At 35.5% G+C, this 18,134-nt stretch carries 15 protein-coding genes; 7 read left to right on the forward strand and 8 right to left on the reverse strand.

What is annotated here, in order from left to right; genetic code table 11:
- Positions 1 to 143 precede the first annotated feature (143 nt).
- The 3 genes from CQA38_RS02615 to CQA38_RS02625 form a co-directional block, all read right to left on the reverse strand.
- Complete coding sequence (locus tag CQA38_RS02615; protein WP_137632442.1) at positions 144 to 716, reverse strand: outer membrane beta-barrel protein; 573 nt, start codon at positions 714 to 716, stop codon at positions 144 to 146.
- A gap of 219 nt (positions 717 to 935) precedes the next feature.
- Positions 936 to 2,513, reverse strand: a complete 1,578-nt coding sequence (gene recJ, locus CQA38_RS02620; RefSeq protein ID WP_137632443.1) for a single-stranded-DNA-specific exonuclease RecJ — start codon at positions 2,511 to 2,513, stop codon at positions 936 to 938.
- A complete protein-coding gene (locus CQA38_RS02625; protein ID WP_137632444.1) occupies positions 2,500 to 4,137 on the reverse strand; it encodes a CTP synthase in 1,638 nt (545 codons plus the stop codon). The genes recJ and CQA38_RS02625 overlap by 14 nt, the downstream gene beginning before the upstream one ends.
- A gap of 150 nt (positions 4,138 to 4,287) precedes the next feature.
- Between CQA38_RS02625 and nikA the strand changes: the two genes are divergently transcribed.
- The 4 genes from nikA to CQA38_RS02645 are packed head-to-tail and all read left to right on the forward strand — an operon-like array spanning position 4,288 to position 8,986.
- Positions 4,288 to 5,784, forward strand: a complete 1,497-nt coding sequence (gene nikA, locus CQA38_RS02630) for a nickel ABC transporter substrate-binding protein (RefSeq protein WP_137632445.1) — start codon at positions 4,288 to 4,290, stop codon at positions 5,782 to 5,784.
- A gap of 48 nt (positions 5,785 to 5,832) precedes the next feature.
- On the forward strand, positions 5,833 to 6,765 hold the full coding sequence (locus CQA38_RS02635; RefSeq protein ID WP_137632446.1) for an ABC transporter permease subunit: 933 nt from the start codon (positions 5,833 to 5,835) through the stop codon (positions 6,763 to 6,765).
- 2 nt (positions 6,766 to 6,767) lie between these two features.
- A complete protein-coding gene (gene nikC, locus CQA38_RS02640; RefSeq protein ID WP_137632447.1) occupies positions 6,768 to 7,565 on the forward strand; it encodes a nickel ABC transporter permease subunit NikC in 798 nt (265 codons plus the stop codon).
- On the forward strand, positions 7,562 to 8,986 hold the full coding sequence (locus tag CQA38_RS02645) for an ATP-binding cassette domain-containing protein (protein WP_137632448.1): 1,425 nt from the start codon (positions 7,562 to 7,564) through the stop codon (positions 8,984 to 8,986). Before nikC ends, CQA38_RS02645 begins: the two co-directional genes overlap by 4 nt.
- A 40-nt stretch (positions 8,987 to 9,026) precedes the next feature.
- Here the strand turns inward: CQA38_RS02645 and CQA38_RS02650 are convergent, their stop codons facing one another.
- A complete protein-coding gene (locus CQA38_RS02650) occupies positions 9,027 to 10,010 on the reverse strand; it encodes an MnmA/TRMU family protein (RefSeq protein WP_137632449.1) in 984 nt (327 codons plus the stop codon).
- Positions 10,011 to 10,111: 101 nt separating this feature from the next.
- Here CQA38_RS02650 and CQA38_RS02655 point away from each other — a divergent pair, with 101 nt between their 5' ends.
- Positions 10,112 to 10,939: a hypothetical protein gene (locus CQA38_RS02655; RefSeq protein WP_137632450.1), complete on the forward strand. Its 828-nt coding sequence runs from the start codon at positions 10,112 to 10,114 to the stop codon at positions 10,937 to 10,939.
- On the opposite strand, the gene dnaG is transcribed toward CQA38_RS02655, so the two are convergent.
- The 4 genes from dnaG to CQA38_RS02675 are packed head-to-tail and all read right to left on the reverse strand — an operon-like array spanning position 10,914 to position 14,606.
- A complete protein-coding gene (gene dnaG / locus CQA38_RS02660; RefSeq protein WP_137632451.1) occupies positions 10,914 to 12,740 on the reverse strand; it encodes a DNA primase in 1,827 nt (608 codons plus the stop codon). The genes CQA38_RS02655 and dnaG overlap by 26 nt on opposite strands.
- A gap of 5 nt (positions 12,741 to 12,745) precedes the next feature.
- Positions 12,746 to 13,936 (reverse strand): molybdopterin molybdotransferase MoeA, encoded by a 1,191-nt coding sequence (locus CQA38_RS02665; RefSeq protein ID WP_137632452.1) that lies wholly within the window; start codon positions 13,934 to 13,936, stop codon positions 12,746 to 12,748.
- A complete protein-coding gene (locus CQA38_RS02670; protein WP_137632453.1) occupies positions 13,936 to 14,382 on the reverse strand; it encodes a molybdenum cofactor biosynthesis protein MoaE in 447 nt (148 codons plus the stop codon). The genes CQA38_RS02665 and CQA38_RS02670 overlap by 1 nt, the downstream gene beginning before the upstream one ends.
- Positions 14,383 to 14,384: 2 nt before the next feature.
- Positions 14,385 to 14,606, reverse strand: a complete 222-nt coding sequence (locus tag CQA38_RS02675; RefSeq protein WP_137632454.1) for a MoaD/ThiS family protein — start codon at positions 14,604 to 14,606, stop codon at positions 14,385 to 14,387.
- A gap of 62 nt (positions 14,607 to 14,668) precedes the next feature.
- On the opposite strand from CQA38_RS02675, the gene nspC reads away from it, so the two are divergent.
- Positions 14,669 to 15,838: a carboxynorspermidine decarboxylase gene (nspC, locus tag CQA38_RS02680; RefSeq protein ID WP_137632455.1), complete on the forward strand. Its 1,170-nt coding sequence runs from the start codon at positions 14,669 to 14,671 to the stop codon at positions 15,836 to 15,838.
- Positions 15,839 to 15,990: 152 nt separating this feature from the next.
- Complete coding sequence (locus CQA38_RS02685) at positions 15,991 to 17,991, forward strand: methyl-accepting chemotaxis protein (protein ID WP_137632456.1); 2,001 nt, start codon at positions 15,991 to 15,993, stop codon at positions 17,989 to 17,991.
- The last annotated feature ends 143 nt before the right edge of the window (positions 17,992 to 18,134 follow it).

An 18,134-nucleotide genomic window follows, 5' to 3' on the forward strand; every position in this document is an offset into this window, starting at 1 on the left:
AGGGTAGTTTAAGGATTTAGAAAGTTAAGTTTTGTATCACACTTTGAAAGTTTTCAAATAAGTCTATAAAAAGACTTATTTGAGTAAATTCCAGCTTTTTAAGCAAGGCTTTTCTAGCTAGAATTCAATGAATTTCTATAAAATTAGAAATTGAAAGTATAGCGAAGTCCTACAGCATAAGGTTGTTTAACTTTTTCATCGCCATCATCAAATTTAGGACCAACTAAACCAAATCTGCTCCAAAGTTCAAAGCCATGAGTTTGAGTGTAGTTCATTCTTAAACCAAGATTGATACCAAGATCAAAGCCATTTGCTTTTTCATCACCATAATTTTTGATTTTGAATTTATTGTTTGCATAATCAAGGCTTAAACCACCAAAAGCACCATACTCAAGATCGCCACTTTGTAAGAAGTTATAAAGCACATCAGCATTTACGCCTATGTCAAATCTATCAAGTTGAGGATTGTTGCTACCTTTAGTTGCTTTAGTTCCGAAAGTAAGATTTGCATAACCTCTAAAACCTAAATTGTCATCAAGGAAGTATTTATAACCACCAACTAAACCATAACGAAAGCCATTGTACCCACTTTCACTACCTGCTTTGTGTGAAGCATAGCCTCCGTCAATACCGACAAAAGCACCTGATTGTTCTGCTAAAGCTGCTGAAGAAGCTAGAGCTGAAACGAGAGCAAAGCTTGTTAAAACTTTTTTCATGTTAAACCTTTCATAAAAAGTAAAATGAAAAAAAATTGTATCCCCCCCCCCCTTAATATAAACTTAAATAGCTCTAAAAATTACAAAAAAATGGGAATTTTTTAAAAAAAGATTAAGTTTTTTGAAAAAAATGAGTAAAATTTTAAGAAATTTGCAAATTTTTTAAATATTTTTATTTTTTGGCTTATCAAAATTTAATTTTTAGCTTTTTATTGCAAATTATTTAATGAAAAGTTCTTGAATGATGAGCTGTGGTGTTAAAAGTCCTCTGAAAGTGTTTTTAGAAATGCTTGCTATGCAAGTGATCTTTTCGCCTATCATCGGTTCTTTATCAAAGTTAAAAAATAAGGCTTCAATGTTGGTATTATCTTTGCAAAGTATGAGTTTTAGGTGTTTTTCATCTTTGCCAAGTCTTTTTTTGTTTTTAACAACAAGTTCCTTAAATTCAAACAAAGGACGAGGGTTTTTGTGCCCGAAAGGCTCAAAATGTTCTAAAATTTCAAGCATTTCAAAATCCACTTCATTAATGTCTAAACTTCCTAAAAGCTCTTCTGAATTTACAAAATCTTCGCTTGGAAGTTCTTGACAAAGCTTTTCGAGATTGTTTTTAAAAAGTTCGAGATTTTTACATTCTAGCAACGCTCCAGCCGCACCTTTGTGCCCTCCATACGCTAAAAGTAGATTTCTTTGACTTTCAATGAGTTTTAAAATATTTATTTTACCGACACTTCTAGCACTTCCTTTTGCCTTGTTTTCAAATTCACAAAACACAAAGGCTGGCTTGTTAAAATGTCTTGCTAAGCGACTTGCAACTATGCCTAAAACCCCTTCATGCCAATCTTTACCACTGACTAAGATAAAAGGTTTGCTTTCATCAACTTGTTTAAGACTCTCTTCAAAAAGCTGTCTTTCTTCTTCTTTTCTGGTATTGTTGCATTCTACGATCTGTTTTAAAAGCTCTAAAGCCTTATCATAGTCTTTGGTGTGTAAAAACTCATAACTAAGCATCGCATCGTCCATTCTACCAGCTGAGTTAATCAAAGGAGCGATTAAAAAGCCTATGTGATCAAGTTCAAATTTATCCTTTTGACAGCAATGCTTGATCGCTTTAAAAGCAGGGCGTTTGGACGCATTTATCTTTTCTATGCCTTTTTTTACTAAAGCCCTGTTTAAGTCTCTAAGCTCCATCATATCGCCCATTATGGCTATGGCTAAAAGTTCGATAAATTTACACATATCGTATTTGAGTTTGCATACTTCTTTTAAAGCCGCGATTAAATACCAAGCCACTTGAGCCCCGCAAATTTCAATATCTGGAAAATCACAACCTTTTTGCTTAGGATTAATGATAGCATAAGCTTTTGGTAGCATAGCTGGGGGCATATGATGATCAGTGATGATAAGATCAATGCCTTTTTGCTCGCACAATCTTGCAGCTTCAGTTGCAGCTATGCCATTATCAACCGTGATGATAAGATCAACATTAAGCTCCTTAACGATGTCTTCATTTAAGCCGTATCCGTCCTTAAAGCGGTTTGGGATTTTTACCACATAATCAAAGCCTATATCATCAAAAAACTCAGCCATAATCACGCAACTTATCACCCCATCAACATCATAATCACCCACAATAGCTACTTTTTCATTTTTTTCTATAGCTTCTTTGATACGCCCAGCGCCTTTATAGATGTCTTTTAAGCGACTTGGCAAAGGTAAATCGCATAGATTTTTATGCAAGTCTTTTTCAAAACGAAGGGCTAAAATGCGTTTGATTTCTTCTTTATTAAGCGTGTTCATGGTTTAATGCTGCTTTGATAAAGGCTAAGATGACGGGATTTACATTTACAAGCCTTGAGGTAAATTCAGGGTGAAATTGCACGCCGATGAAAAAAGGATGAGCTTTTAGCTCGACAGCTTCGATTAAGCCTTCACTTTCTCCGCTGATGATAAGTCCTTTTTCTTCAAAATCTTTTCTATATTTAGGATTAGCTTCATAGCGGTGGCGGTGTCGTTCTTTGATGCTTTTTTTGCCTGCATAAATTTGACTTAAAAGGCTATTTTCTTTGATCTTGCATTCATATTCGCCAAGTCTCATTGTGCCACCAAGTGGGCTTTGGTGGGTGCGGATTTGTTTTTTGCCATTTTTATCTATAAATTCATCGATTAAGAAAATCACAGGATTTTTACACTTGCTTTCAAATTCGCTAGAATTAGCATCTTTTAAGCCTAAAATATGCCTTGCAAACTCGATTAAGGCAAGTTGCATACCAAGACAAATGCCTAAAAATGGGATTTTATGCACTCTTGCAAACTCAATGGCTTTAATTTTACCTTCAACACCTCTATTTCCAAAGCCTCCAGCTACTAAAATCCCACTTACTCCCTTAAGCTGCTCGTTGATGTCTTGACTCTCAAGTTTTTCACTATCAATCCACTTGATATTTACCCTTGTATCAAGTGCGGCTCCAGCGTGGATTAAGGCTTCAGTAAGGCTTTTATAACTTTCTTTTAAGTCTATGTATTTGCCTACAAAAGCAATTTGCACCTCATCACTTGGAGCGATTACTCTTTTAACAAGGCTGTCGTATTCTTTCATATCAGGCTTAAGATTTTTAAGCTCTAAAAGTGAGGCTATAGCGTTTAAAATGTCTTGTTTTAAGAAATTTAAAGGGATTTGATAAATACTTGGAGCATCTATGCTTTCTATGACGCAGTTTTTAGCTACCCCACAAGCTATGGCTATCTTTTCTTTAAGTTCGCTTTCAAGGCTAAACTCGCTTCTACAGATAATCATATCAGGGCTTATGCCTATACGGCGAAGTTCATTGACGCTGTGTTGGGTTGGCTTGGTTTTAAGCTCGCCTGCTGCTTTGATGAAAGGCACTAGGGTAAGGTGGATATTCATCGCGTTATTTTTACCTACTTCAAGCTTTAAAGCGCGTATGGCTTCTAAAAAAGGTAAGCCTTCTATGTCCCCAACTGTTCCACCAATCTCAACTATGAGTATATCTTTGCCAAATGCAGCTTGTTTGATACGTTCTTTAATCTCGCCTACTATATGAGGGATAACTTGTATGGTTTTGCCAAGATATTCACCCCTTCTTTCTTTTTCAATCACGCTTTGATAGACGCGTCCTGTGGTGAAGTTATTAAGCTGGCTTAAATTTTCATCTAAAAAACGTTCATAATGCCCCAAATCAAGATCAGTTTCAGCCCCATCAGCTGTTACAAACACTTCTCCATGTTCAAAAGGACTCATAGTGCCTGGATCAACATTGATATAAGGGTCAGCCTTTAAAATACTTACTTTTAAACCGCAGTTTTTAAGTATGGTAGCAATTGAAGCTGCGGCTATACCCTTGCCAAGCGAGCTTAGCACCCCTCCTGTTACGAAAATATATTTGGTTTGCTTTTCTTTCATTTGCTTGCTCTTTTTTTAAATTTGGCTAATTATAGCACAAGGAAGTTTTTATATTTCTAAAACTTTTTAAAAATATATCCCCCCTAGGGGCTTACGAAAAATTTTTTTTTAAGCTACAATGGGCTTTATTAATTCACTTGAGGATAAAAGATGAAATTTTTTATAAGCTTGTTTTTGCTGAGTTTTAGTCTTGTTTTTGCAAAAGATTTAACTATTGCCTATCCAGTAAATGTTGGGGCTTTAAATCCGCATTTGTATTCACCAAATCAAATGTTTGCTCAAGTTTTAGCCTATGAAAGTTTGGTAAGATACAATGAAAATGGCAAGATAGAACCTTTAATCGCAAGTTCTTGGGAAGTAAGCAAGGACGGAAAAACCTATACTTTTTTTATCCCAAAGGGACAAAAATTCGCAGATGGTTCAAGCCTTGATGCTTATGCTGTAGAAAAAAATTTCAAAGCCATAATGCTAAACAAAGAAAGGCATTCTTGGCTAGGACTTACTCAAAAAATTCGTGCTTTTAAAGCCCTTGATGAGACGCATTTTGAGTTAAAGCTTGATAGTGCGTATTCAGCAACCTTAGCAGAATTAAGCCTGCCTCGTCCTTACCGCATACTTGCTCCTTCAGCCTTTCAAAGCGAGGATACTTCAAAGGGCATTAAAAAAGCCATTGGTTCTGGAGCCTTTGTTCTTAAACAAACTCGTTTGGGCGAATATGATATTTTTGAGCTTAATCCTTATTATAGAGGCAAAAAGCCAAATTTTGACCGCCTTATCATCAAGGTTTTACCTGATCCAAACTCACGCGTTTTAGCACTTCAAAGCAAGGGCATTGATCTTTTGGTGGGCGAGGATATTATTAGTTATGAAAATTTTAAACGTTTAAGCACAGATAAAAATTTTGTGACTAAACAATCAGGCGTTCAAGGCACAACTATGCTGACTATAAATGCTTCAAAAGATCATGCCACAAATGATATGAAGCTTAGAAAAACTATCATTCAAGCCTTTTGCAAGGATGTTGTGATGAATGGGATTTTGCTCAATTTAAATCAAAAGGCAAATCAGCTTTTCCACCCAAGCCTGCCTTATGCTGATCATGTAAGGCTTGAAAAAGAAGTGGATTGTAAAAGTGTAAAAGCTTATGATAAAAAAGTAAATTTAGATCTTGTTTATATAGGCACAAATCCTATACAAAAGGCTATTGCTGAGGCTTTACAAGGGGACTTAGCAAGGGTAAATATACATTTGAATTTGCTTGCAAGTGAAGAAGTGAGTTTTTATCAAAGGCAAAGGAGTGGGGATTTTGACTTGATTTTTAATTCAACTTGGGGCAATCCTTTTGATCCTCACTCTTTCTTAGGTTCTATGCTTGAGCCTTCTCATGCAGATTTTATGGCTCAAAAGGATTTAGCCAATAAAGCAGAGATTGATAAAAGCATAAGAGCTATTTTAAACACTGCTGATGAGCAAATTTTAAGAAAGAATTATGATTTTGTCCTAAACGCCTTGCAAGAAAGCTATATATATTTACCTATAAATTATGAAAGCATTTTTGCAGTCTATGATAAAGCTAAGATCAAGCATTTTGAGTTTGGAGCTATGGCAACTGAGTTTATGCTCCATAAAATAGAGCTTCAAGAATAAATATGAACTTAAAAATATATCAAGTTAAAAACTTTGCAAGGCTAGCGTATGCTTAAATTTATACTCAAACGTCTTTTATATGTGCCTTTGATTTTACTTTTGGTTTCTTTTGTGGTATTTGCCTTGCTTCGTTTAAGTCCGGTTGACCCTGCTTTTTCATATCTGGTGCAATCTCAAATTCCACCCACTGATGAAGCCTTAAATACTGCTCGCATAGAGCTTGGCTTAAACAAACCCTTTTTAGAACAATACTTCCTTTGGCTTAAAAATGCCCTAAGCCTTGATTTTGGCATTTCTTATGTAACTAAACGCGAGGTTTTGGGGGATTTGCTGTATTATTTGCCAACGACTTTGTGTTTAACCTTGCTTTCTATGCTTTTTTTGATCTGCGTAAGCATTCCTTTAGGTATAATTGCAGCTTTGAAGAAAAATTCTTTGTTTGATAAGTGTATCTTGCTTTTTTCTTTTGCTGGGGTTTCAATCCCTAGTTTTTGGTTTGGTTTTTTACTCATTCTTGTTTTTACACTTGGTTTTGGTGTGCTTTCTCCTTTTAGTGAGCTTGGTTTTACTCGTTATATACTGCCTGTTTTGACCTTGTCTTTAATGTCTTTGTGTATAAATGTGCGTTTAATGAGAGCAAGTTTTTTAGCGCGTTTAAAAGCTCCTTTTTTGCTTTATGCAAGGGCAAGAGCTTTAAGTGAGGCTAAAATTGCACGTACGCACTTGCTTAAAAACTCACTTGTTCCTGTTAGCACCTCACTTGGTATGCACTTTGGTGAGCTTTTAGGTGGGGCTGTGGTGGTTGAGATACTTTTTGCTCTGCCTGGACTTGGAAGGTATGCTGTGGGAGCTATTTATAGTCATGATTATCCTGTGGTGCAGTGTTTTGTCCTACTTGTAACTTTGGTTTTTATCGTGATGAATTTATTTATTGATATACTCTATGTGTATTTAAATCCAAAAATAGCTTATGAGGATTAGCGATGAAAAAGAGGAATTTTAAGCTTTATTGTTCTTTAGCACTTATTGTTTTAATCGTGCTTTTGGCTTTATTTGCTCCGCTTTTACCCTATGATCCAAATGCTATAGATATAAGCAATAAATTTGCTCCTTCATCTTTAACTCATCTACTTGGCACAGATCATTTAGGAAGAGATGTTTTTACAAGGCTTATTTATGGAGCTAGACTTTCTTTGTTTGCTGTTGTTTTAATCTTTGCTTGTATTTTAAGCTTTTCTTTTGTGGTGGGCTTTGTAGCTGGCTATAAAGGTGGGTTTTGGGATAAGATTTTAATGCGAGTGTGTGATGTGTTTTTTGCCTTTCCTACTTTTATCTTGGCTTTATTTTTCATCGCCATTTTTGGCATAGGGCTTGTTAATGTTATCTTAGCCATAGCCTTAACACATTGGGCTTGGTATGCAAGAATGATACGATCTTTAGTTTTAGAACAAAAAAATCAAGGCTTTGTTTTAGCCAGCAAGGCTTTAGGCACAAGTGATATAAAAGTGATTTGTAGGCATATACTGCCCTTTGTCTTAAGTCAAATTTCAGTTTTAATCACCCTTGATATAGGACATATGCTTTTACACATCGCTGGACTTTCATTTTTAGGGCTTGGCGTGCAAGCTCCAAATGCTGAATGGGGCGTGATGATCAGCGATGCAGCCCCTTTTGTGATGAGTGAGCCTCAACTCATGCTTTATGCTGGACTTGCCATTTTTATCAGCGTAGCCGCCTTTAATTTGCTTGGTGAAGCCTTGCAAGAAAGAGGACAAAGATGAATTTGCTAGAATGTAAAAGCTTAAGCGTATGTGATGAAAAGCAAAATTATCTCTTAAAAAATATCAATTTTAAGCTTAAAAAAGATGAATACCTTGCTATCATTGGTTCAAGTGGGGCTGGAAAAAGCACGCTTATAAAGGCTTTAATGAACTTAAATAGTTCAAATTTAACAAGCAAAGGCGAGCTTTTTTGGCATGAAAAAGCAAACTTTGGCGTGATCTTGCAAAATCCTGCTTCTTGTTTTGATCATGTTTTTAGCATAAAATTTCATTTTAAAGAAACTTTTTTGGCTAAAAATTTAAAACCAGATGAACAAGAATACAAAAGACTTTTAGCTGAGGTTGGGCTTGATGAAAAGGTGTTAAATGCTTATCCTTTCGAGCTTAGCGGAGGTATGCTTCAAAGAGTGATGATCGCTCTTGCGTTGTGTGCGCCTTTAAATTTGCTTATTGCTGATGAGGCAAGTAGTGATTTGGATTCAAGTGGAGAAAAAGAACTTTTTGAGCTTATCTTTAGACTAAAAGCTAAATTTCATTTTGCTTTTTTGCTTGTTACGCACAGCCTAAAGCTTACTCAAAATGCTGATACAATCATCATCTTAGATCAAGGACAAATCATAGATCAAGGAAATGCCAAGTACATCTTTACCCAAAGTGAATGCAAAAAAACCAAAGCTTTTTTAGAAGCCTTTCATCTTTTAGAGCAAAATAGTTTTAAACCAAAACTAAAGCCAAAAACCAAAGCCTTACTTCTTGCAAAAAATATCAATCTTTCTTATAAACAAGGTGGCTTTTTTTCAAGGCAAAAGCCTAAAATCGTGCTTAACAAGCTTGATTTAAAACTTTATGAGGGCGTAAATTTAGCTATAGTAGGTAAAAATGGAAGCGGAAAAAGCTCACTTGTGCGTGTTTTGCTTGGACTTGAAAAGGCTAAAAATGCAAGTTTAAATTTAAATGGCTTTGATTTTTGCACTCAAAAATTAGAATACAAAAAAAGTTTAGGCATAATCTTTCAAAACCCACCAGCCACGCTTAATCCAAATTTTAGCGCAAAAGAGGCTATACTTGAGCCTTTGTGGAATTTAAACATTGATAAACAAAGCCAAGAACAAGAGCTAAAAAAGCTAGCAAAAGCTTTAAATTTAAGCGAGCTTGATAAAAAAGTGCCTTATTTTAGCGGAGGAGAGCTTCAAAGAATAGCCCTAGCTAGAGCTTTAATCACAAAACCAAGTCTTTTAATCCTTGATGAAGCCCTAAGCAATCTTGATGTACTCTTACAAGTACAAATCATCAAACTCCTAAAAGCCTTGCAAGCTGAGTTTAAGCTCACACTTTTATGTATAAGTCACGATCAAAACATACTCAATGCTCTATGTGACGAGCTTTTAGAGCTTAAAGATGGAGTGCTTAATGAGCTTTGAAATTTAAAAATATCACTAAACAGGATTAAAAAGCTTTTTTCTAGCTTATAAAAAATTCGCTTAAATGCTCTTTGTTTTCAAAAGGACTTTGAGTAAAAAGTTCATCTTTAAAGCTTAATTCATAGCTTTTATTTGGATCTGCTTTAGTATAAGTTAAAGCTATTTTTAAGGCTAAATTTAAATCTTCTTTGCTGATATTTTGATCCACTAAAGAATACGCCCCAATAAGCTCGCCAAGCTTTATTTCTTCGTATTTATCTGTTTTTAGTCCCCTTAAAAGCTGATTTTCTAGCTCATTTCGCCCCACTATCATCTTGGCTCCATTTGGTAAACGCAAATGCCTGCCGTATTTTAAAAGTTGAGCGTCATTAACTTGCATATTTTGATCAAATTCTTTAAAGTCTTTAATCTTTTTTGCAAAGCTATCAAGTGTAAGCAAACAGCCTCCACCTGGACTTTCAAAGTCTTCTAAGCCAAATTGAGCAGCAAGTTCAAGCTGTCTTTTCCTACTTCTGCCACTTATGCCCTCAAGCTTGTTTCTATCCACCCAGCCAAGTCGTTCTGGCTTTGTTTCAGGCAAGTTTTTTGCACACATAGGACGCAAGATCAAGTCTTCCTCATCATCTGCAAGACGTTTAACCTTAGCCATAGCGTCACTTCTTTGACTCATAGGACGTTGTCCTAATACCTCTCCAGTGATGATAAAATCAGCCTTTTCAGCCTCTAACATAGAAAGAGCGGTTTTAAACATAAAAGCATGACAATCAATACAGGGATTAAAATGCTTGCCATAGCCATATTGTGGGTTAAAAAGCACCTTTTGAAGATAAGCATTTCTTACATCAATCATCTCAAAATCAGCCCCAACCAAAGCTGCACGTCTTTTCATATCCTCGCTTTTATCAGACCTTGAGCCAAAGCCTATATTGATATTTAAAGCTTTTACTTCTATGCCTTGACTTGTGATAAGCTTCATCGCTAGCATAGAATCAAGCCCACCGCTAAAAAGTGCTAATGCTTTCATAATTGTATCCCTTTTTATCTTTAGTATTTACTTTTTTAAACGATATAGAATGTATAAAATCCTAATTATAGCAAAAAAATTATATTTTCTAAGGATAAAAAGTGCAAATAACTCATTCTACACAAACTCCGCTTAAAGATAAGGGTTTAGGCGATTTGATTAAAGAAAAAATCGATGAAAAAAAGCTTGTAAAGCTTGATAAAGAGCAAAACTCTGGAGTGCGTGTCATCTTTGAAGATGCTAAAAGTGGTAAGCTTGTTTCAACAAGTTTAAGTGATGAAAATTTTGCTCGCTTGCGTGAAAATATCAATGATTATGCAAATTTTTATACTAGAGATGATGGCTCTGTAAGGCTAAATGGCAGGGCTGAACGTTTTGTATCTTCTTGGTATGAAAAAGTAAGCTCTGGGCAGTCTTTACAAGCAAGCTCTTTAAGCAGCACTGTGAGCTTTTCAAACTCAAATGCAAATGCTCTTGAAAAACTTGCCTCACTTCGATCCTATGAAAGTACCATAAGTGCTGATGCCAATGAAAATGAAAAGCTTAATTACGCACTTTCAAAGGATAAAAACCTTGATGGCGAGATTAAACAAGGTGAAAAAGATGCTAAAGAGCAAAGAATTTCTTTTATCAAAGAGCTTAAAGAAGCTGGGGAGAATTTCTTTAAAAAACTTGTTGGAGCAACTGAGATTGCAAGCTCAAAGTCAAAAAACTCAAAAGATAAAGACGAGGAAGAAAATCTCAAACAAAAAGCTTTAGAAGAGGGTTTGAGCTCTTTAAGCACTCTTGAACAAACGCGTTTAAAGCAAGAATACCCAAGCGAGTATAAAGAACTTGAGAATTTAAGTAAGCTTGAAGAAAATTTAAGCAAAGACTTTTATCAAAGACTTGAAAATGATGAGCTTAAAATACTTGAACTTCGTGCTTAGAGATTTTTGCTTCAATGACTTTGAGTAAATTTTCATCTTTACTAAACTTAGAAAAGTGTTGTAAATTTTTGAGTATAAAAATAAGCTCGTTTTCATCTTGTTCTTGATTTAAAAAACGCAGTAAATCTTCTAAAAAAAGATCAAAGCTTGTTTCTAATCGCTTTTTGATTTTAAGTAAATCCCTATCAAGAAAGGCTAAAATTTGTTTGATAAAAGCGGCTTTTTGGCTTAGTGTTTTGCTTGAGTTTAGCACGCTAAAATGCAGTTTATATATGCTACATAAAAACTCAGTTTTATCATTTAAGCCTTTTAAATTTAGCTCTAAAAGCTCTCTAATGCTTGCTTCTTCTATGCCTTTTTGAGCCAAAATAGCTTTTAAAATAACTTGGTGTTTAAAATACCTTTCATCGCTGATCTCATAAAAAAGGCTGTGAAACTGGGGGTTTTCAAACAAAAATTTGCATATTTCAAGCTCGGCGATATTGATTTGTAAGCCAGCATTACTTGCTTTTGCAAAACTTACTTCATTTTGAAGTTTGGGTGGCTTTCTTGTTTTGCTGAGTTTAATAAATTCTTCTTTTACACCAAGAAGCCGTGCGACTAAGGGTTCATAACTTTGAGCGACTAAGGGTTCAAGCTCAAAGCAGTATTTTTGCACTGCTTCTAAGGCAAGTTGTTTATCAAGGGCTGAGCTTAGGCTATGTGCGTTAATCAGCTCTTTGATATAAAACTCGCCAAGCTCAACCCCAGCCTCAAGAAGTTCTATAAGTTTAGCCTTGTCCCCATTTGCGACTAAGTCCGCTGGGTCTTTTCCGCCCTCAAGTATGATGACTTTGCCATCTATTTTGTGTGTGCTTAAAAGCAAGGCTGAGCGAATGGCAGCTTTTAGCCCAGCCTCATCGCTATCAAAGCACAATATAACCTTAGCTTCAAAACGTTTGATTAAGGGCAAGTGATTTTCGCTTAAGGCTGTGCCAAGCACGGCTACAGCGTTTTTAACTCCAGCTTTATGAAAGGCAATGGCGTCCATATAGCCCTCACAAATAATCATTTCTTTGCTTTTAGCAATGGCATCTTTAGCTAAATTTAAAGCATAAAATACACGCGATTTATCAAAAAGCTTGCTTTGGGGTGAATTGACATATTTGGCTGGATTTTTTGCATCAAGGCTTCTTCCTCCAAAGCCTATAAGCAAGCCCTTGTGATCATAGATTGGAAAAGTGATCCTTTGAATAAAGCTTGCATAATAGCTTTTTTGCTCTGGATGAAATTTGATCGCTCCAGCCTCTAAAGCATCTTGCAAGTCTATATTTTCATTTTGCAAGAGTCTTAAACTTTCATTTGAATTTGGAGCAAATCCAAGCTCAAATTCGCGTATATCCTCATCACTTAGCTTTCTTTCATAAAGATAATGTAAAGCCACTTTTTCTTTGCTTAAATTTTGTTTGTAAAAGGCGTTTAAAGTAGGCAGTATATGCATTAAGCTTTTGGTATTTTCTTGTTTTTCATGGGTGTAACTTAGGGCAAAATTACTCCAAGAAGCTACTTTTTCAACCGCTGCTTGAAAATCTATGTGCTCAAAATCTTGCACAAATTTAAACACATCTCCACCAGCCTTACACGCAAAGCAGTGATAAAAGCCTTTAAGTGAGTTTATATGCATGCTTGGACTTTTATCATCATGAAAAGGACATACGCACACAAAGCTTGCGCCTTGTTTTTTTACCTCAACATAATGAGCGATAATATCAACTATATCAGCCCTTGCTTTGAGTTGCTCTAAACTTTGTTTTTCTATCATAAAGCCTAACCTAAAAGAAGCACTTTAACCAAATCCCCTTTTTTAAGCTCCTTTGCTTCTAAGGGTGCGATGAGTAAGGCTGCGTTGTGATTAAGATTAGCTAAAATCGCACTTGAGCCAGATTTTTTGCCCTCTAAATCCACATAAACCTTACCTTCTTCAAAGCTAAGATTGCACGCTACGCATTCTAAAAGATCAGATTTTTTTACATAATCTTGCTTTAAAAAGGCTTTGATAGTCTTTAGCTCGCCTTGTAAAAGCCAATGATTTAAAATCACTCTTGCAAAAAGATGAAAAGTTACCATAGCTGAATACGCAAAGCCGGGTAAAGCAAGGATAAACTTATCCTCAAAAACAGCGATTTTAATGTGCCTTCCAGGTTTAATGCTAACTTTATCAACAAGAAGTTCATAGTTTAAAAGCTCTTGTTTTAAAAAGTCAAAATCCCCCATTGAAACCCCACCTGTAGTGATTAAAAGATCACAGCTTTTAAGGGCGTTTTTAAGCCTCAAGCTTACTTCTTTTGCCTCATCTTTTAAAAGAGGAAAGATAAGAGGCTCACCGCCAAATTTTTTAACCAAGCTTGCAAGGGCAAGGTGATTGCTTGAATAAATTTGAGCTGGATTTTCTAAGCTTTCGCCTAAGTCCTTAAGCTCATCGCCACTACTTAAAATGCCGATTTTAGGCTTGATAAAAACGCTGATATGAAAAAAACCAAGCTCAGCTAAAAGGGCTAATTCACTATAATCAAGCCTTGTGCCTTTGCTCAGTAAAAGTTCATCTTTGTGATAGCTTTCACCAACTTGTCTTACTGCAAAGCCTTTTGCAACTTGTTTTTCAACAAAGAGTAAATCCCCCTCAACGCGGACATTTTCAACCGGCACAAGCGTATCAGCTCCTTCACAAAGCAAAGAGCCAGTAAAGGTTTTTACGCATTCTTCGTTTTTAAGTTTAAAGCTAGGCATTTGTCCGGCTGCGGTTTTGCCAAGTATTTTTAAGGGCTTATCTTGTTCGCTAAATTTAACCCCGTAGCCGTCCATACTCGCTGTTTTAAAGGCTGGAAAATCAGCCCTTGCTCGTATATCCTCGGCTAAAATGCGTCCTAGACATTCAGTTATCGCCACTTTTTCTATGCGTTCATAAGGTAAAATTCGTTTTTTAAGCACTTCTAAGGCTTTAAGATATTCTAGCATTATTATCCTTTATCGCTTAAAAGCCCAGCGCCTAAAAGCTTGATTGAGCGATCTTTAGCATAAATTCTTTGTCCTTTTAAAAGATCATATTTCCAAATAGGCGCATTTGCTTTAAAATCCTCTACAAAGTCATTGATAAGTGCTAAGCCAAGCTTTCTTTGCTTGCTAAATACTCCAGCCAAATAAGAACTTTCATGCACCCCTACATCGCCTATAGAATGAGCAAAACACAGCTTCACGCCTTCTTCTTCTACCCTTTCTTGCCAAGTGCTAAACCAAGAGCGAAGCAAGTTTTCATAAATATCAAAGCTTAAGCCCTCAAGCATATCTTCAGCACGAACTATACCACAAAAACTTACAAAAGCTCCTAAATTTGCACCCTTATAAGCTTCATACCATTTTGCATATAAAAGCGGCACATTTAAACTCCCCTTATAAAGCTCAAACACACTTAGCCTCCACTTACTGGGGGTAAAAGAGCGATTTTGTCGCCGTGTTTTAGGGGTGTGTTAATATCGGTGATGATTTTTTCATTGATGCTAATAGCACAAAGTTCAAGCCAATCTTTAAGCTCTTCATCTTTTTGCAAAAATTCTTTAAGTTCTTTTAAAGTGCTGATTTCAAGCTTTAATTTTGGCTTTTGAATGGGTCCTAAAAACTCAAGTTCTATCATTTTTATCCTTCATATAAGCAATACATTATATAATAACACAAATAAAATTAAAAAGGCTTGATATGCAAATTTTAGATCATCTTGATAAACTAGAGTTTAGCCCTGCTTATGTGATAGAAGAAGGCACATTGCGTAAAAACTGCGAACTTTTAGCAAATATTAGCGAGCAAAGTGGGGCAAAGATTTTGCTTGCTTTAAAGGGCTATGCTGTTTCAAGTACGCTTAAGATAGTTGGCGAATATCTCAGCGGAGCTACTTGTAGTGGGCTTTTTGAAGCTAAGTTTGCAAAAGAGTATATGGATAAAGAAATTCACACTTATAGCCCAGCTTTTAAAGATGATGAGATAGATGAGATCATCGCTCTTTCAGGGCATATAGTGTTTAATTCACTTTTTCAGTTTGAGCGTTATAAACACAAAGCCTTAGAGGCAAAAAAAGAACTTGGTTTGCGTTGTAATCTTGAGTTTAGCCTTGCTCCAAAAGAGCTTTACAATCCTTGCGGGCGTTTTTCAAGGCTTGGTATAAGAGCAAAAGATTTAGAAAATGCAGATTTAAGCGCAGTAAATGGGCTTCATTTTCATGCTTTATGTGAGGAAAGTGCTGCAAGCTTAGAGCTTGTTTTAAAGGAGTTTGAGGCTAAATTTAAGCCCTTTATTGCAAAGATGAAATGGGTGAATTTTGGAGGCGGTCATCATATCACAAAAAAGGGTTATGATACGCAAAAGCTAATTAATCTGTGTAAAAAATTTAGCGATACTTATGGGGTGCAAGTGTATTTAGAGCCGGGCGAAGCGGTGGGCTGGGAAGTAGGCACCTTAGTAGCAAGCGTGATTGATATCATTAAAAATGAAAAAAACATAGCCATTTTAGATACCTCAAGTGAAGCACATATGCCTGATACCATTATCATGCCTTATACAAGTGAGGTGGCAAATGCAAGAGTGCTTGCTACAAGAGAGGGCGAGCAAGTAAGCGAGCTTAATAATGATGAATTTGCCTATCTTTTAGCTGGAAATACTTGCTTAGCTGGCGATGTGATGGGCGAATACGCCTTTAAACAGCCCTTAAACAGAGGCGATAAGGTGGTTTTTTTAGATCAGGCTCATTATAGCATAGTCAAAAACACGACTTTTAACGGCGTAAAGCTGCCAAATTTGATCTTTTTAAATGCTAAGGGTAAATTAGAGCTTATAAGAAAATTCGAGTATGAGGAGTATAAAAGGCGAAATTAATAAAAATAAAGTAATTTTTGATAAAAAAAGTTACATTTTGTTACACTCTATCTGTTTTTTTTTTTTTTTGAAAATTCAAGGCGCGTTTAAGAAAAGTTAATATAGGATTAACGAAACATTCTTAAAGAGCAAATTCAAAAAAAGGAAAACTAATGTCGTTAAAAAACATCAAAATCAACATAAAAATGTTTTTGATTGTGCTTATCCCAGTATCAGCGCTGATTGCTATTTCTCTTTTTGTTATCAGCGAACGTTATGATGAATTTGAGCAAGCCAAGTTTTTAAAAGCCAAAATCATAGCTTCTGATAAACTCACTGATTTGATACACGAGCTACAAAAAGAAAGAGGTTTGACTTCTGGTTTTATAGGTTCAAATGCAGATGAGAGTTTTAAAGCAAATTTACAAAAACAAAGAATTACGAGCGATGAGAGCGCAAAACAGCTTACTGAGGTTTTAAATTCTGTAGATAAGAGTAAATTTTCTGTGCTTATGCAAGATGATTTTAATGCAATTTCAAATTTTCTTTACGAGCTTCCAACGATGAGAGCAAAGATTGATAAGCTTGATATCAAAGCAAATGAAGCGATAAACTTTTACACACAAAGCATTCAAAGAGCTATTCAAATCATCACTGAAGTATCAAATTCAAGCGCAGATAACAAGCTTACAAAATCCTTAATCGCTTATGTAAATTTTGTTAGCCTAAAAGAGCTTGCCGGACAAGAAAGAGCAGCACTTTCAAACGCTTTTGGTGCTAATAAATTTAATGATGGAGTATATAGCAGATTTTTATCTTTGGTTGCAACTCAAGATGTGTATTTAGGTCTTTTTAAACGTTATGCTGATGGTAAATTTATCGTTAAATATCAAGATTTTACTCAAGATAAAAGCTTTATTGAGGTAGAAAAAATAAGAAAAATCGCTAATGAACATTTTATAGATGGAAATTTTGGCGTAGATGCAATGTATTGGTTTGGTGTCATAACTGATAAGATTAGCTTGTTAAAAGTCCTTGAAGATGAGCTTTCTTCGGATTTGATTACTAAAATCGAGCAGATTGAAAATTCGCATTTTTTTAGTTTTGTTTTTGTGCTTGCTAGCCTTGTTGTTGTGATTTTGCTGACTTTATGTATAGGGCATTTTTTCATTCATGATATCACGCATAGGATTAAGGCTTTAAGGGATTATTTTATCCGTCTTAAAGATACTAAAAACCTCAGCGAGACAAATATTTTAAATAAGTATGGCAATGATGAACTTGGCGTTACTTCCAGAGCTATGGCTGAGTTTTTGGGTGTATTAAAAGAGCTTTTCATCGATCTGAATAAACAAAGCAAATTCAACCTTGACACTTCTAAAAATCTTTTGCTTAACGCTAGTAAGGCTTTAGAAAGCACTAAAGAAGGTTTTAAGCTTTCTAATTTTTCTGAAAATATAAGCAAAGATGTGGAAAAGGCTCTTGAAGACAATACCTTAAAAACAAATGCAACGCTTGAAGATATGCTTAGCGCCCAAAGTGATTTGGAGCAAAGTGTTGTAAGAATTGCTGAATTTACAGGTAGCGTGCAAGAAAATGCAAAGGCTCAAGAAGAGCTTGCTAATAATGTGTATTTGCTTAATGATGAAGCTCAAAATATCAAAAGCATACTCACAACCATAGCTGTAATCGCCGAGCAAACCAATCTTTTAGCTTTAAATGCTGCTATAGAAGCAGCTAGAGCCGGTGAATATGGACGAGGCTTTGCTGTGGTAGCTGATGAGGTAAGAAAATTAGCTGAAAGGACGCAAAGCTCGCTTGCGCAGATTAATGTTACGATCAATACTATCATTCAATCCATCGATCAAGTCAGCTCACAAATCACAAATAATGCCAAAAAATTCTTTAGCATCGCTGATCGTTCCCAAGAAATCGAGAGTTTCATAGAAGAAAGTAGCAACAAAATCAAAGCTGTAAGTTCAATCGCAGAGGAAAGCTTAAGCAGTGCTAAAAAACTCAGTCTTGATACGCAAGCCTTGCTTGAAAACAACAAAACCCTTAATCATAACTTGCAAATCATCGATGAAGAGATGAATACCATATCTTCAAGCTCAAAAGACCTTGATCAAAAAGCCCTTGAAATAGAAAACAAAATCCACGAATTCAAGCTTTAAACACAAAAAGCTTGAAAATAGGCTTTTTAAAAAAGTCAAAATGCTTTATAAAGCTGTGTTTAGTAAGATAAAATCCAAAAACACAGCTTCTTATCGTCTCAAGAAAAAAATCGCTAAAAAAGTAATTTGTTTTTACATCAGTT

This window comes from Campylobacter sp. MIT 12-5580, assembly GCF_005406235.1.
In the GTDB taxonomy this organism is placed as follows: domain Bacteria; phylum Campylobacterota; class Campylobacteria; order Campylobacterales; family Campylobacteraceae; genus Campylobacter_D.